Here is a 14364-nt window from a genome sequence, read left to right as displayed (position 1 = left end):
TAAAGCCATAAGCAAAAGACGGCCTCGATAAAAATGATGATTTGTGGCAAGCATTTTTTGTCAACCCAGTGTCTAGTGTATATGTAACTAGCTGATTATTTGTTTTTTAGACTTTCCTTGGTGATTCTTAAGGCTTCAAGTTGTATGCGAAGGTCATGTTCAACCGACTCAAGCCCCTTATTTATTGCCGGTTTAACCCCGGTTTTCTGAAGGGAGGCTATGGTCTGCTGATATCCTTGTTCTTTTTGCTGCATTTCTTCCTGCATGGCAGATAGGCGCTCCATATTTTGCCGCAGACTTTCTTCTTGTGCTTTCAGAGCTTCTGATTTGCGTTCTGCTTCCCTTAGCATTTCCCTCATACCTGCTGATTTGTAGGCAATGGTTATGATGTCGGCTACTGATTTTGCGAAATCGACCTCTTCAGGTGACCATGGCTTTTGAATACCCTGGTGCTCGCAGCAGATAACGCCTCCCACAGCTCCGTTTACGAAAAAGGGTACATCTAACATGGATTTGATATTGAGCACATCCAGATAACCTGTTTTAAATTCAGCTATGGCTTCATGGTTAAATGCGTCTTGTGCAACAATAACTTCTTCGGTTTCAATGGATTTAAAGTAACGCGGTAAATCTTTTTGATAAAGGGTCATGCCGGCACTGAAGCTATTCTTTTCCTGCTCGTATAATTTGGCCAGTTCTATGCTTTTATTTTGAGCCTGATAAGACCAAATAGCAGAGCGTGTAATTCCAAACCGTTGGGCAAGCGCTTTAGTAACGGCTTCCAATGCTAAATCCAAATCCCCGTTCTGTACGTGCTCGTTGCGTGTAAGGTCTAGCAGGAGTTTACGGTTAGCGAGTATTTCTTCCGCTTTACGTGACTCCAGTTTCAGTAATTCCTCACTTTTGTTTTGAAGCAGTACATCGTTAGTAATGTCTTTTGTAAATACACAGGCACCCATGATTTCACCCTCCCGGCTGTATACCGGTGTAGTGGTAATTTCGTAGTGCTTACCGAAGTATTCTTCATTGATGACAATTGTTTCACCACGAAAAACACGATCGTACCTTTCTTTAACAGCATTACGATCTCCTTTGGTGATGGAGAAAACATCCATACCCTCTTTTAACTCTATACCTTGTAACTTGAAGCTGTCGTATATGAACTTGTTGATTACCGCGACTTTATAATTGCGGTCTATGGTCATCATGGCATCTTTAGCAGCATCCAGAATGCTGCGCAGATAGGCTTCTTTGTCTTGTGATTCTTTGGCTACACGTTCCATACTTTCTTGCGTAGCCTGAAGCTCTTCCATGTTCTGGCGCATCTCTTCTTCTTGTGCGCGCATTTCTTCTGCTTGTTGTTGCGACTGGTCTAATAATACTCTGGTGCGCTCGTTAACCTTTACGGCTGAGAAGGTAGAGGCAATACTCTCACCAATCTTTTCGCAAAACTCGATCTCATGCTTTTCGAAATCCTTGAAGGATGCTACTTCAAGAACACCTACCACTTCCTGCTCAATTTTTAATGGAACAAGTATGAGCGTATGAGGATTGGCACCACCAAGGCCTGAGGTGATGGTGACATAATTCTTAGGAATTTTTTTGAGATGAATGGTTTCTTTTTCAAGATATGCCTGACCTACCAAACCTTCACCTATGGCAATTTTCCGGGTCAGGTATTTTTTTCGCTCAAAGGCATAGGATGCTTTAAGTTCAAGAAATTTATTATGCTCGTCTTCGTCATTCATGATGAAAACACCGCCCTGATTGGCTTTTAAATATTTAACCACGAAGATGATAACTTCTTCAGAAAGCTTGGTCATGTCATGATTTGTGGTGCGTAGCAATTCACCAAAATTGGCGAGACCCTCAGTAGCCCACACCCGCTTTTTCTCTTCCTCGGCACTGGCTTTCATTTTAATTTTCATATTGACGAGTTCGCCAGCCAGGTTTTCTTTATTCAGGTTGAATGTTTCGTCATTAATGCCTTCCAGACGGGCATTGAAATTACCTTTGCCTATTTCCCGTACAAACTCCGTTGCGTAGCGAAGATTATCTGTGATGTCAGTGATAACAGTATCAGGGTTGAAGGGCTTGGCATTATTCAGCAATTGTCCACGGTTACCCAGGTCGAGCTCCATCAATCGCTGAATTCTGAGTTTTGCTGCCTTTCGGATTTGGATTAGAAAAAATATAAGTAAGGCAATAACAACAGGCCCCATGATGTAGGCGGCAATGGTTGATGCCAGTATAGTAAGTATGAGTACTAAAACAATGCTTGCACCCAGCAGTACTTCAGAAGAATACCTCTTTATCCAGTTAACGAATTCACGCCCCATATAAACAGCTTATTGAAAGCCGAATATATCTAAAATCAAACTAAAAAACGGGCGGATTTTTGAATTAAATGTTTACTTAATTACAGATTGCTTCATAAAGTTTTGAATGGCAAGACTTACCGCACTGGCTTGTTCCTCTTGTGGAAAGTGCCCACATTCCTCCAGCCGGATAACAGTTGCTGATGGAAAGGCAGTTAGAAATTTATCAAGATTTTTAGGGCGGACTACCGGATCCTTCATTCCCCAGATAAAGAGGACAGGAATATTTTTTAACTGATGAATTTGCTGCCATAGGGACTCGAACCAGGCCTGATCATGTAACAAGGATTTGGCAAATGCAACAGTGCCCAACCGATGTGTGGCTCGCGGGAAAGGAGCTGTGTATTGTTTCCGAATGTTTTTGCTTAAAGGCTTGTCGCCAAAAGCACCTGGCAAAACGAAACGAGCCGAGAAGTTTAAATACTTATAGAGTAAGGGCAAGAGGGGGCTTTTTAATATAGGTTTCAAACGTTCAAAATCAGGATCGCCCTCGCTGCTCCAGAGCCAGGAATTGAGAATGGTTAAACTCCGGATGTTACTTGAATGTTGTATGGCATAATCGAATGCGATCGGCCCTCCAAAATCGTGAACAATCAGATTTATGTTCCTCAAATCCAAATGCGCAATGAAGGCAGAAAATCTTTTTGCGTGATGTTGCGTTGTGTAGTTATAATCAGCAGGCTTATCAGAAAGTCCAAAGCCAATGTGATCAATGGCTATACAACGATAGTAGGGTAGTAAGGCCTTCATCACCTTTCTAAAATCAAAACTCCAGGATGGGGTTCCATGTACAAATAGCAGAATGTCACCTTGTCCTTCGTCAATGTAGTGTTGATTAACATCCTCAAACTTGAAGAACTTACTTTGAAAAGAATATTCTTTTCTATCTAGCCATTGGGGTGTAGTCATTGCTTTTTTTACAAAGCAATATCTATTTGAGTAGATCAAAGTTGGTCTATACCAAGTTTTATATTCTTATGCTATTGTAAAGCTTGCTGAAATTGGTTGAATCAATTTTCAGATAGGAGGCCAGTAATTTATGCGGTACCTGGTTAAGCAAATAGGAGCTACGTTCGCAAAAGGTTTTGAAGCGTTCTTCCATAGGCATAGTTTGCAGTTCGACCTGGCGCTGGATAACTCCGCTTAAAATAGTTTCGGTAATTTTTCTGAAATTTCTTTCCAATCCTTTTACCTGATTAAAAAGTAATTGGATGTCATTATAAGAAATAACATCAAAAGTACTGTCGGTAAGACATTGTAAATAGTGAGCCGATGGTTTTTGCAGCAAGAAGGAGTCGGGGATGGCAGAAAAACCCGGAGCGTAGGTAAAGGCAATCACATGTTGTTTATTGTCTGTCTCCAGATAAGAGTATTGTAAACCGGATTTTACCAGATAGAGGTTGCGTTGTACTTGTCCAGGGTTGATAAGTACATCCCCTTTTTTAAATGAAAGTTCTCTGAGGTGAGGTGTTATAGCATCGATTTCGCTTACGTCAGGGAAAATTATTTTCAGTAAAGAGGTTGTATTGAATGCCTGAGTAAGCACAGTTTATAAATTACTTTTACTGAATGCAAAAGGAAGGAGGGAAGCTGCTGAGGGTGCTACAATCCATTCATGATCATGCGAAAGCATAACAACTTCAAAAGGAGTGTTTTGACGTTTTTCACTTTCCAGCATTACTTGTCGGCAGCCTCCACACGATGCTGCAGGTGTAAGATCTTTATGGTCTTTCTTTCTGGCTACAATCACAACCTTCTTTATTTTTTTATCTGGATGCTGGGCATTGGCTGAAAAAACAGCTAAGCGTTCGGCACATAAACCAGCAGGGTAAGCAGCATTTTCCTGGTTTGTGCCGAGCACAATGTTACCATCTTCGAGGAGGACGGCAGCCGATACGTGAAAATTTGAATAAGGTGCATAAGCATGCGGTAGCCATTCTGTTGCACGATGTGCCAGGTATTGTGTTTCCGGATCTAACTCATCCAGGCGCTTATAGTATTTAAAATCACTCATGGGGAGGTCAAGTTAAGAAAAAAAAGTTTAACCATGTCAACAAGGTTTTGGTCGCTAGGAACAAGAAAAATTACATTAATTTGCTGCTCATGAAATGTATACTTGTTCTGGGTGCCGGTCGCTCTTCTTCCAGCTTAATAAACTATTTACTCAATGAGGCCAGACTACACGCCTGGCATATCATCGTAGGTGATTTGTCTATTGAGGCTGCACGGGAAAAGATTGGAAAACATAAAAATGGCGAAGGAATTTTCTTTTCTATTGAGGATACTGCATTAAGTAGTACATGGATCGCAAAAGCAGATTGTGTTATATCATTACTGCCTGCATTCCTGCATCCTAAAGTTGCAAAGTTGTGTCTGGCCTTAAACAAGCATTTGCTCACCGCGAGTTATATATCGCCTGAAATGAAGGCAATGCATGACGAAGCGCAAAACAAAGGTTTATTATTCCTGAATGAATGTGGTCTGGATCCAGGGATCGATCACATGAGCGCTATGCAGATTATTGATAGGATACATGCTAAGCAAGGAAAACTGATCTCATTTGAATCGTATACTGGTGGTTTGATCGCGCCCGAGACAGATCCGGAAAACCCCTGGCGTTACAAGTTTACCTGGAATGCACGCAATGTGGTGATGGCAGGGCATGGTACAGCCAGGTTTCTGGAAGGTGGACAATTTAAGTATGTTCCTTATCAGCAATTGTTTACAAGAACAACGCCCGTTGAGGTGCCCGGTTTTGGCGCTTACGAAGGATATGCCAATAGAGACTCCTTGCAATATATTGATACCTATGGTTTGAAAAATATTCAAACCATGATACGGGGTACTTTGCGAAACCAAGGCTATTGTAGTGCCTGGAATGTCCTGGTTCAGTTAGGCTGCTGTGATGAAGGGTATGAACTGGATAATCTCCATGAAATGACGCACCAATCTTTTATAGATACTTATCTTGCGTCAGGATCAGGTTCTGTTGAAGATCGTTTGTGTAAACAGTTAAAGCTAGATAAGCAGGGTGAGGAAATGAAGCGTTTGCGTTGGTCTGGTTTCTTTTCAGATGAAAAAATAACACTCACAAAGGGAACACCAGCTTTGGTAGTTGAGCACATTTTGTCAAAGCGCTGGACACTCTCACCTCATGACAAAGATATGATAGTGATGTGGCATCGGTTTACTTATGCACTGGGAGAACAAGTATATGAGGTGCAAGCTTCATTGGTCGCTAAAGGGGATGATGCTACATATACAGCTATGGCCAAAACAGTAGGCTGGCCCCTGGCCATTGCAGCCAAACTTCTATTACAGGATAAAATAGCCGAGCGTGGTGTTTCTTTACCGATTAGACCAACATTGTATGAGCCAATCTTACAGGAGCTTGATGGCTTGGGTATTCGTATGCACGAAGCAGAGAGAAGATTAAAGTAAGTTTAATTTCTTTTCAGCTTTTTGAAGGTAAGTAAGCTAAGCGGAAGCGATCCCAGGAAAAGCCATGTCCATGTACTGTCTTTCGTTATCAGGTAAAAGATCATCGTTATCAAACCATAATAAAGCGGTGTGGTAAAAACGCCTAATGCAAATTTTACCGAACTGATGAATTGAGGATCTTTGATTTTACTTTTTATCAAGGTATTAATCCACCAGTACTGAAGTCCATGTGTTAGATAAACATAGAGTTGTATGGGCAGGAGCAGAATTGATCGTATCGAATTGGTTTTTTTAGCTTCAGATTTTTCAGGGTATTGTGCAGCCACTTTACAATCTGCTTCAAACTGTTTGATCATATCTGCATGATATTCTCTGTTGCTGACCAAATGTTGTTGGCGCTCATGGTATTCAGTTTCAGGTTTTAAGTCAAGTGCTAACGCTTTAATGGCTTTGTACGCTTCATCAACAAGGAGATCAAGCTTTTCTCTTTCATTTTTTGCATCTGCAATGATGGCATTTACCGATAGCGTATCGCCAACATTTATTAATACCCTGGCATTAAAACCATGATGCTCTGTGTAATGAATGCCAAAGGGAACGATGTGTAAGGGTATATCCGGGTGTTGGCTGTTAAACATGAGTGCTAAACGCGCAAAACCTTTTTGAAAATCGCGCATGCTCCATGGTTCATTGTGGTTGGCTTCTGGAAAAAGCAGGATTACTTCATCTTGTTTCATAAGGTCTACACACTCCTGTAAGATAATATCGTTGTTTTTTAGTGTACCAAAACCATCGCGAAAGCGGTAAATGGGTTTAAGATGAATAATGCTTAAGAGTTTAGCAGCCCAGGGTTTATTGAAGACACCAGCCCTGGTCAGATAGTATGGATTGCGTGATCCGGAGCACGTCATCAAAATGGCATCAATAAATGCATTCTGATGATTAGCTATAAAAATGAGTGGCCCTTGTGCGGGTATTTTTTCCTTGCCTTTTATCTGCCACTGTTGATAGTAGAATCTCAGCCCAAGTTTGCAATATGATTTTAAGAAACGATAGGTAAAAGAAGGATTCATGTAGATTGAAAAATCGCTTTGCGCCTGATTAAATAAGAGAAAATAAAACCACTAATTAAATGCCAGACTCCCCACCAGGCAGCCACTAAGGCCATTGAACCATTGCCATCAAAAAAAGTGAAGATCAATACTAAACCAAGTCCTGAGTTTTGTATACCGGTTTCAATAGCTACTGTTCGGTTAACTGCTTCATCATTTTTTAAAGCTGCACTAAAATAATATGCACCCAAAAGACCAAATGCATTGTGTAAGACCACAATCCAGAATACAGTCAGTATGTGATTTTTGAAGGCTTCCTGGTTATTGTAGAGAGCCACCAGTATGAATGCAATTAACATGAGTATTGATAATATCCTTACAGTTTTTGCAATTTTTAAGGTTGTTTCACTTAAATAATGTGCAAAGAGCATACCTGCTAACAGTGGGAATAATAAAATGCCGATCATGTTATAGAATAAATCGAAGAAGTTGACTTCGAGTGATTTTAAATTATTACTCAATTCAGGAAAAAATGATGCCCAGGCAAAAAAGCCAAGTGGTGTAAGAATAAAAGCAAAGAGTGATGAAAAGGCCGTAAGTGTTACCGATAAGGCAAGATTACCTTTGGCCAGCAAGGTGAAGAAATTTGAAGCATTACCTCCGGGGCAGGCAGCAACCAATAGCATTCCAAGCGCTAATCCGGGTGCTGGGTCTAATAAAAAAATAAGAACTACAGTAATCAGTGGTAATAAGAGATATTGCGAAAGAAAGCCTGTGAGCAAGGCTTTTTTATTATGACGCAGTTGATAAAAATGCGCTGGCTTTATTTCCAGGGCCACCCCGAACATAATAAAAGCCAAACACAGATTTAGTGCAAACAGGGAAGAAGGAGAGAAGTTTAATTGTGGTTCCACTCGCTTAATTTGTTTGAAAGATAAAAATATCTTTTCAATTTAAGCCTTGCTCGTAGCCAATATCAACCGGTAAGTTTGTGCCATTGGCCGCATTAACAGCCAGTTGGTCACAACGCTCATTTTCCGGATGTCCGGCATGTCCTTTAATCCAGGTGAAGCGCGGCTTTAGCTTTTTATGCAGGGGTATGTATCGAAGCCAGAGATCAACATTGGCTTTATCTTTAAAATTTTTCTTTTCCCAATTCCACAACCAACCTTTTTCAACAGAATCAACTACATATTTGGAATCAGAAAAAATCATGACTGGTAAGTCATTTTTCTTAATGGCCTCCAGTCCTGCAATAACGGCCAGCAGTTCCATTCTGTTGTTTGTGGTTAAACGGAATCCCTGTGATAACTCTTTGACATGTGCACCAAATTTAAGAATGGTACCAAAGCCTCCAGGCCCTGGATTGCCCTGGGCGGCTCCATCCGTATAGATCCGGATCATACTTAGAAGCTAAAATTACTTTTGAAGATTTTAACGGCAATGGCAAGCAGGATTACACCAAACACGCGTCTTAATACTGCGAAGCCAGATTTACCAATTACGCGTTCCAGCCAAACCGATGAACGCAAAACGAGATAGACAAAGGCAAGATTGACAACAATGCCAACAAGTACGTTTATTTCCGAATAGACAGCCCGTAGCGAAAGAATTGTGGTTAAAGTACCAGCACCGGCAATCAGGGGGAATGCCAGGGGCACCACGGATCCTGTGCCCGAAGCTTCGGGATCATCTTTGATGAGCGTAATGCCAAGAATCATTTCCATGGCTACAATAAAGATTACAATAGCACCCGCCACAGCAAAAGAAGCGACATCAAGACCGAAAAGTTTTAAGATGGATTGACCAAGAAACAAGAAGCCAACCATTAATACAGCCGAGATAATAGTTGCTTTTTCAGATTGAATACGACCTTCTCTTTTTCTGATAATGATAATAAAAGGTATTGACCCCAGAATATCGATTACAGAGAAAAGGATAAGTGTTACCGAAAATATTTCCTTTAGGTCTAGCATGATGCAAATCTACTATTTTATTTTTTCTTCAGACCAGCTAAAAATTTCTGCAATGCCTTTATTTCCTTGTTTTGCAGCGCGGGGAAGTTAGCAATACGAAAAGTGGTAGGCTTCAAATCGCCATAGCCTTCGCCAAGTAAAAAACCAGCCTTTTTTGCTTTAGACTTTACGTGAACCACATAAGCCGGATCAGCCATAAGCGGTAGTACTGTCTGTGATTGCACAGCCGGATTTTCAACAAGCATTTTGATATCCTCTTGCTGTAACAGGAAGTTTTTCCATTGATTAAATCTTGACTGCGTTTGTTTATGAATGACTTTAATAGACGCCTGGTTTTCCATTACACGCATCAGCAGGTAGATGGACAGTACGTTAGGTGTATGTGTAGTCTGCCATACCTCCATCATATTAATCATCGATGGCAGGCTGTTGTAATGAAGTCGCTCATTAATCTGATGTGCTCGTTCAATGGCCTTAGGAGAGCAAAGCATGACGGCCAGTCCCGCTGGTAAACCAAAACATTTCTGAACTGAAGCAAACCATATATCAGCCTGTTTAAAATCTAAATACACACCAGCCATAGAGGAGGTGGCATCTACAGCAATAAGCGCATCAGCATTATGTATTCGGAAGCGTTTCAGTATTTCGTTACTTACCTGTGTTCCATTGCTGGTTTCGTTTTGGGTAAGACAAATCAAGGCCTGCCGATATGGGAAAACATATTCTTCAGGATGCAAGACATCTTCCCGACTAAAGAGTATGCCCTCCGCCTGATGGTTAAGTGCTACAGTGTAATCGAACCATTTTTTGCCAAAAGCTCCGTTAAAAAGATGGTAGCTCTTTTCTCCGCTAAGGGATTGCGCCAGAATTTCCCAGCATTCCGTAGCTGATGCCGTATAGAAAATAGTATAGTCTTTAGGAATGCTAAGTTTTTGCTTGAGCAGACGATCCGTTTTTTTTGCCAGTGCAATAAACTCCTGACTTCGGTGGTTCATACTTACAACCCCATCTTTTACAGCATCTTTAACATAAGCCGGTATGGCATCATGAACACGGGAGGGGCCTGGATAAAATGAAACCATCTTATAAATTTTTATAGCGTTCAAAGTATTCAATGGCCATGGCATAACCCTCCAACCCGAAACCAGAAAGTAAGCCTATGCACTTTGAAGTGATCAGACTTTTATGCCGGTATTCTTCGCGTGCGTAAATATTGGAGATATGAACTTCGATTGTTTTTGTTTTAATAGCACCAAGTGCATCATGCAAGGCAACTGAAGTATGTGTGTATGCTCCGGCATTCAGAATAATGCCATCGAACGAAAAGCCAACCTCATGAATTTTATTGATTAAGTCACCCTCTACATTGGATTGATAATAGTGGAGCTCATTTTCAGGAAAACGTTTCTGAAGTTCTTCAAAATAGTTGTTAAAATCTCGACTCCCGTAAATGCTTTCTTCTCTTACACCTAACAAATTAAGGTTGGGGCCGTTGATGATTTGGATTTTCATGCACCAAATTACAACCTTTTGGAAGTCTTTATTGCCTCAGACAATTTTTTAATTAAAAATTAGTCGTTAAGTCCCCAATCATATTCCAGATAAGAAATTTCAGCCTTAGGTGATAACTGAATGCTGGAATGTTCGTTGACGAAACTTCTGACACTTCCACCTTTCTTATTGAAATCCATGCTATACCACTTAAAAATCATACTCAGTTGTGCCCTGTCAGTAGTTAGCTTGTTTCTAAATGTATCGGCCAGGTATGCACTTGATTGTTTATTCAATTGCGCATTGAGTTTTTCTGCAGTATATGCTTCGTTTAGTAAAATCGGGCATGACTTACTGGCGCAAACAAGCACCATATGAATCCGCGGATCGTCAAAGTCTTTTCTCAGTTTACCATGCTCAATATTATTCAGGTCCATTTTCTCTTTGCCGATGCGAATAAACTTGATATCCCAGGGTGTGTTCACAAAAGGAATTTGAATCTTACTGCCTATATCCTTAATACTTGAAACTGGATAGTATTGCATGATCAATTTTATAGTATAGGCGTTGTAAGCATTTATCCAATAAGCCATTTGCTCATTTTTATTCCAGGTGGCTGTATTGGGTGCATTTTTGCCAATCAGGTTTAGATATTGATTAAATAGAACCGAATCTTTAATGAAACCCTTATAATTTACCCTTCCCTCTGGTGAAACATGTTTTTTCAGCAAAGCATCGTATATAGTATGCGAGGGAGCACTTGTTTGTGACCAGCCTTTTGTAGGGAAGGCCAAAAGGATAAGTAACAAAATAGCTAGACTTCCCGAGCCAAAGATGCTCAAAGAAGAATTTTGTGGAAGCCTGGTCAACATTGTTGAAGAATACTTAGTTTTGGAAGATAGCATATATGAGATCATTACTATTAACAACGATACTTCTGTTAGGGTTCAGCTTTTATGTCTTTTCGCAAGATGCTATAACGGAAGATATACGGTATTTTGATATAAGACTGGCTGGGGTAAGTATAGGTGAAATGAAAGCTACTAAAAAACAACAAGATACAGTCACTTACTATACGTTAGACAGCAAGGTTAAATTCTGGTTTTTTGTAACCATAAACGTGGAACACAAAACCCAAGTGCTTTATCATAACGACAAATTGATTTACTCCAAGTCAACCTCAATATCGAACAAAGGTAATTTTACAAGTGACATCGTCTGGAATAAGGATAAATATGATGTTAATGTGAATAGCTATGATTATGTAAACAAAAAAAACATCTCCACACCCATAGCGCACAATGTGGTTACACTTTATTTTCAAGAGCCTAAGACAGTAAAAAAAATTTTGCTGGATGGTTTTGGTGTAATGACAGATGTAACGACAACAAAAGCAGGCCTGTATCAAGTTGATGTAATCGGCAATAAGAATTCCTTTCAGTATAAAGAGGGCAGGTTAGTGCTGGCCAACATGTATAGCAAGTTTAAAAATTACAATGTGGTCGCCAGGGGTTATGATGATTAGCGTCATTATTCCTACCGTAAATGAAGCGACCCTCATCAAGGACAAGGTTTCTTTCATCCTTGAACATGGCGGCACTGCCGTTACAGAGGTAATTGTCTGCGATGGGGACAGTGATGATGATACTGTTATGCATGCAGAGAAAGCTGGAGCCAGAATAATCCGTTGTGCTGAACGCAGCAGATCTTTGCAAATGAATGCCGGAGCAGCCAAGGCCAGGGGAGATATACTCTATTTTGTCCATGCGGATACACAGTTAATCAGTACTTTTGCTGAAGATATATGCGCTTGTGTATCAAAAGGTTACGATGCCGGTTGTTATCGCTATATATTTGATTCAGAAAAGCTTATGCTAAAAGTCAATGCCTGGTTTACCCGATTTGACTTGATGTTTTGCAGAGGCGGAGATCAGACACTTTTTGTAAAAAAAGAGGTGTTTAAGGCTTTAAATGGCTTTGACGAAAATTTCGTAATCATGGAAGACTATGATTTTTTAAAACGATTGCGAAAACAGGCCTCATTTAGGATAATCCCAAAAAATGTGACCGTAAGTGCACGCAAATATGAATACAATTCCTGGTTAAGGGTTCAGCTCAGTAATCTGGTGGCCTTTTCCATGTTTCGTTTTAAAATGTCGCCAAAAAAAATTAAGATTGCCTACAAAAAAATGCTTAACTATCGGCACGATGGAATACGTAATTAGTGGAATACAACAAGTTGGTATAGGGGTAAGAGATGCGGAGGAGGCCTGGACCTGGTATCGTAAGCATTTTGGTTTTGATGTACCCATTTTTAAGGATGCAGCCCGTGCTTCTTTAATGACAAGATATACATCGGGTATTGCCGAAACACGCTATGCGATTTTAGCCATGAACCTCCAAGGGGGTGGCGGCTTTGAAATCTGGCAATATACCTCTAAGGAGCCTGTTGCAGCATCGGCTAAACACGTTTTGGGAGATACGGGAATTTTTGCAGTTAAGCTTAAGTCAAATAATGTAGAGAAATCGTATCAATCACTGAAAAGCAAGGGCGCACATGTCTTAGGTAAACCTGAAAAATCACCTGATGGGCGCATGCACTTCTTTGTGGAAGATCCTTATGGCAATTTGTTTGAAATAACGGAAGGCCACAGCTGGTTTAAGCGAGGTACTTTTCCCAATGGTGGTGTGAGTGGTGTGGTCATTGGCGTTTCTGACATGGAAAAAGCATTGCCACTGTATAAAAATATTTTGGGGCATCAATCTGTGTGTTACGATAGCACTCAAAAATTCAGCGATTTGGAAAATCTCGAAGGAGGAAAAGATACTTTCAGAAGAGTGCTTTTAAAGGTTTCAGGACCTTGCAGAGGTGCATTTGGTAATTTATTAGGCAGTACGGAGATAGAGTTGGTAGAGACAAAGGAGCGTAAACCAGCCAAAATCTACGAAAGCAGAAACTGGGGCGATCTTGGTTTCATCCATGTTTGCTTCGATATACGTGGTATGAAATTGTTGGCCAAAAAATGTACGGAAGCTGGCAATGCATTTACTGTAGATAGCAGCAATTCATTTGACATGGGGAAAGCAGCCGGTCACTTTTCATACATAGAAGATCCGGATCAAACCCTTATCGAGTTTGTGGAAACGCATAAAATTCCAATTATCGAAAAGCTGGGCTTGTTCCTGAATATCAAAAACAGGGCTCCGGAAAAGCCGCTTCCTAACTGGATGCTAGGCATGCTCTCCCTAAACAGGGTAAAAGATTAAAATATCATTTTCGATTAACGAATACACAACTTCTTACGTCCTGTAAGAAACTTAATATCAGCAAACATTAGTTTGGTGTAACTTGTTGTTATGCTATAAGTAACGGTTATACCAGCATTCCTTACTTTAAAAATGGAAATAAGGAAAGACGTCTGTTATGCTTTTAATGGCAATGGCTGACACAAGTCGGATAAACACTAATTACATGAAGCAAATATGCAAAGCCCTCTTCATACTATGCCTGTTGTTAAGTACAGCCGCAGAAGCGCAAAAATATAACTCCATAAAAGGAAGTATTTCTTTTTTATCCGATGCTGTAATAGAAGACATTGCTGCAGAGAATACTGCTGCGCTCGCCATACTTGACGCGAGTTCCCGTCAATTGGCTTTCTCAGTACCTGTCATTGAATTTCAATTCGAGAAAAAACTGATGCAGGAACATTTTAATGAGAAGTATATGGAGACAGAAAAATATCCTAAAGCCACCTTTCAGGGTGTACTATCAGATTTTTCATTAACGAATACTGCTTCCCAAACAGTAACGGCCAAAGGTAAGCTGATGATACATGGTGTTACTAAAGATGTGCAGATTACAGGAACACTAGTAGCAGGAACAGATGGCAAAATTAAATTGAATGCAGCCTTTGTTGTAGCCTTAAAGGATTACAATGTAAAAATACCGAAATTGCTTTGGGAAAATATAGCAGAAGAAGTAAAGGTCACAATCGATTTTACACTACAAACTAAATAGTTTTAAAA

The 14364-nt window shown here is 40.3% G+C and carries 16 protein-coding genes; 5 read left to right on the top strand and 11 right to left on the bottom strand.

Annotated features, from left to right (window positions below; translation table 11 throughout):
• Window positions 1-95: 95 nt before the first annotated feature.
• From ACO1XM_RS16650 to ACO1XM_RS16635, 4 genes are all read right to left on the bottom strand, one after another.
• Entirely contained in the window at window positions 96-2339 is a 2244-nt protein-coding gene (locus ACO1XM_RS16650; RefSeq protein ID WP_486231050.1) for a GAF domain-containing protein, read from the bottom strand.
• A 72-nt stretch (window positions 2340-2411) separates the two neighbouring features.
• Window positions 2412-3287: an alpha/beta fold hydrolase gene (locus tag ACO1XM_RS16645; protein ID WP_486231048.1), complete on the bottom strand. Its 876-nt coding sequence runs from the start codon at window positions 3285-3287 to the stop codon at window positions 2412-2414.
• Between the two features lie 58 nt (window positions 3288-3345).
• Window positions 3346-3924, bottom strand: a complete 579-nt coding sequence (locus ACO1XM_RS16640; RefSeq protein WP_486231046.1) for a Crp/Fnr family transcriptional regulator — start codon at window positions 3922-3924, stop codon at window positions 3346-3348.
• A 3-nt stretch (window positions 3925-3927) separates the two neighbouring features.
• A complete protein-coding gene (locus ACO1XM_RS16635) occupies window positions 3928-4392 on the bottom strand; it encodes a cytidine deaminase (protein WP_486231044.1) in 465 nt (154 codons plus the stop codon).
• Between the two features lie 89 nt (window positions 4393-4481).
• Between ACO1XM_RS16635 and ACO1XM_RS16630 the strand changes: the two genes are divergently transcribed.
• On the top strand, window positions 4482-5819 hold the full coding sequence (locus ACO1XM_RS16630) for a saccharopine dehydrogenase C-terminal domain-containing protein (protein WP_486231042.1): 1338 nt from the start codon (window positions 4482-4484) through the stop codon (window positions 5817-5819).
• A 2-nt stretch (window positions 5820-5821) separates the two neighbouring features.
• Here ACO1XM_RS16630 and ACO1XM_RS16625 read toward each other — a convergent pair whose 3' ends face one another.
• From ACO1XM_RS16625 to ACO1XM_RS16595, 7 genes are read right to left on the bottom strand one after another with little or no spacing between them, the layout of a single operon-like run.
• Complete coding sequence (locus tag ACO1XM_RS16625; protein WP_486231040.1) at window positions 5822-6892, bottom strand: 1-acyl-sn-glycerol-3-phosphate acyltransferase; 1071 nt, start codon at window positions 6890-6892, stop codon at window positions 5822-5824.
• Window positions 6889-7785, bottom strand: coding sequence for a bile acid:sodium symporter family protein (locus ACO1XM_RS16620; RefSeq protein ID WP_486231038.1), 897 nt, complete (start codon window positions 7783-7785; stop codon window positions 6889-6891). The genes ACO1XM_RS16625 and ACO1XM_RS16620 overlap by 4 nt, the downstream gene beginning before the upstream one ends.
• A 34-nt stretch (window positions 7786-7819) precedes the next feature.
• Window positions 7820-8275, bottom strand: coding sequence for a ribonuclease HI (gene rnhA, locus ACO1XM_RS16615; RefSeq protein WP_486231036.1), 456 nt, complete (start codon window positions 8273-8275; stop codon window positions 7820-7822).
• A 2-nt stretch (window positions 8276-8277) separates the two neighbouring features.
• Window positions 8278-8847, bottom strand: a complete 570-nt coding sequence (locus ACO1XM_RS16610) for a MarC family protein (protein ID WP_486231034.1) — start codon at window positions 8845-8847, stop codon at window positions 8278-8280.
• 17 nt (window positions 8848-8864) lie between these two features.
• Window positions 8865-9929: an aminotransferase class V-fold PLP-dependent enzyme gene (locus tag ACO1XM_RS16605; RefSeq protein ID WP_486231032.1), complete on the bottom strand. Its 1065-nt coding sequence runs from the start codon at window positions 9927-9929 to the stop codon at window positions 8865-8867.
• Between the two features lies 1 nt (window position 9930).
• Entirely contained in the window at window positions 9931-10359 is a 429-nt protein-coding gene (locus ACO1XM_RS16600; protein ID WP_486231030.1) for a type II 3-dehydroquinate dehydratase, read from the bottom strand.
• A 59-nt stretch (window positions 10360-10418) separates the two neighbouring features.
• Window positions 10419-11147, bottom strand: coding sequence for a DUF547 domain-containing protein (locus ACO1XM_RS16595; protein ID WP_486231028.1), 729 nt, complete (start codon window positions 11145-11147; stop codon window positions 10419-10421).
• 98 nt (window positions 11148-11245) lie between these two features.
• On the opposite strand from ACO1XM_RS16595, the gene ACO1XM_RS16590 reads away from it, so the two are divergent.
• From ACO1XM_RS16590 to ACO1XM_RS16575, 4 genes are all read left to right on the top strand, one after another.
• Entirely contained in the window at window positions 11246-11863 is a 618-nt protein-coding gene (locus ACO1XM_RS16590) for a DUF6134 family protein (RefSeq protein WP_486231027.1), read from the top strand.
• On the top strand, window positions 11853-12563 hold the full coding sequence (locus ACO1XM_RS16585) for a TIGR04283 family arsenosugar biosynthesis glycosyltransferase (RefSeq protein WP_486231025.1): 711 nt from the start codon (window positions 11853-11855) through the stop codon (window positions 12561-12563). The genes ACO1XM_RS16590 and ACO1XM_RS16585 overlap by 11 nt, the downstream gene beginning before the upstream one ends.
• Window positions 12547-13605 carry a VOC family protein gene (locus tag ACO1XM_RS16580; protein ID WP_486231023.1) on the top strand — a complete coding sequence of 353 codons (1059 nt, stop codon included), beginning with the start codon at window positions 12547-12549 and terminating at the stop codon, window positions 13603-13605. The genes ACO1XM_RS16585 and ACO1XM_RS16580 overlap by 17 nt, the downstream gene beginning before the upstream one ends.
• Before the next feature lie 205 nt (window positions 13606-13810).
• Complete coding sequence (locus ACO1XM_RS16575) at window positions 13811-14356, top strand: YceI family protein (protein WP_486231021.1); 546 nt, start codon at window positions 13811-13813, stop codon at window positions 14354-14356.
• Window positions 14357-14364: the final 8 nt, after the last annotated feature.

The sequence above is a fragment of the Chryseotalea sp. genome, from assembly GCF_057350905.1.
This window is presented reverse-complemented; position numbering and strand designations above follow the sequence as displayed.

Coding starts and splice junctions, on each gene's coding strand:
- ACO1XM_RS16630 (WP_486231042.1), top strand. CDS start 4,482: ATGAAATGTATACTTGTTCTGGGTGCCGGTCGCTCTTCTTCCAGCTTA.
- ACO1XM_RS16635 (WP_486231044.1), bottom strand. CDS start 4,392: ATGAGTGATTTTAAATACTATAAGCGCCTGGATGAGTTAGATCCGGAA.
- ACO1XM_RS16650 (WP_486231050.1), bottom strand. CDS start 2,339: ATGGGGCGTGAATTCGTTAACTGGATAAAGAGGTATTCTTCTGAAGTA.
- ACO1XM_RS16645 (WP_486231048.1), bottom strand. CDS start 3,287: ATGACTACACCCCAATGGCTAGATAGAAAAGAATATTCTTTTCAAAGT.
- ACO1XM_RS16625 (WP_486231040.1), bottom strand. CDS start 6,892: ATGAATCCTTCTTTTACCTATCGTTTCTTAAAATCATATTGCAAACTT.
- ACO1XM_RS16590 (WP_486231027.1), top strand. CDS start 11,246: ATGAGATCATTACTATTAACAACGATACTTCTGTTAGGGTTCAGCTTT.
- ACO1XM_RS16575 (WP_486231021.1), top strand. CDS start 13,811: ATGAAGCAAATATGCAAAGCCCTCTTCATACTATGCCTGTTGTTAAGT.
- ACO1XM_RS16585 (WP_486231025.1), top strand. CDS start 11,853: ATGATGATTAGCGTCATTATTCCTACCGTAAATGAAGCGACCCTCATC.
- ACO1XM_RS16600 (WP_486231030.1), bottom strand. CDS start 10,359: ATGAAAATCCAAATCATCAACGGCCCCAACCTTAATTTGTTAGGTGTA.
- ACO1XM_RS16610 (WP_486231034.1), bottom strand. CDS start 8,847: ATGCTAGACCTAAAGGAAATATTTTCGGTAACACTTATCCTTTTCTCT.
- rnhA (WP_486231036.1), bottom strand. CDS start 8,275: ATGATCCGGATCTATACGGATGGAGCCGCCCAGGGCAATCCAGGGCCT.
- ACO1XM_RS16580 (WP_486231023.1), top strand. CDS start 12,547: ATGGAATACGTAATTAGTGGAATACAACAAGTTGGTATAGGGGTAAGA.
- ACO1XM_RS16605 (WP_486231032.1), bottom strand. CDS start 9,929: ATGGTTTCATTTTATCCAGGCCCCTCCCGTGTTCATGATGCCATACCG.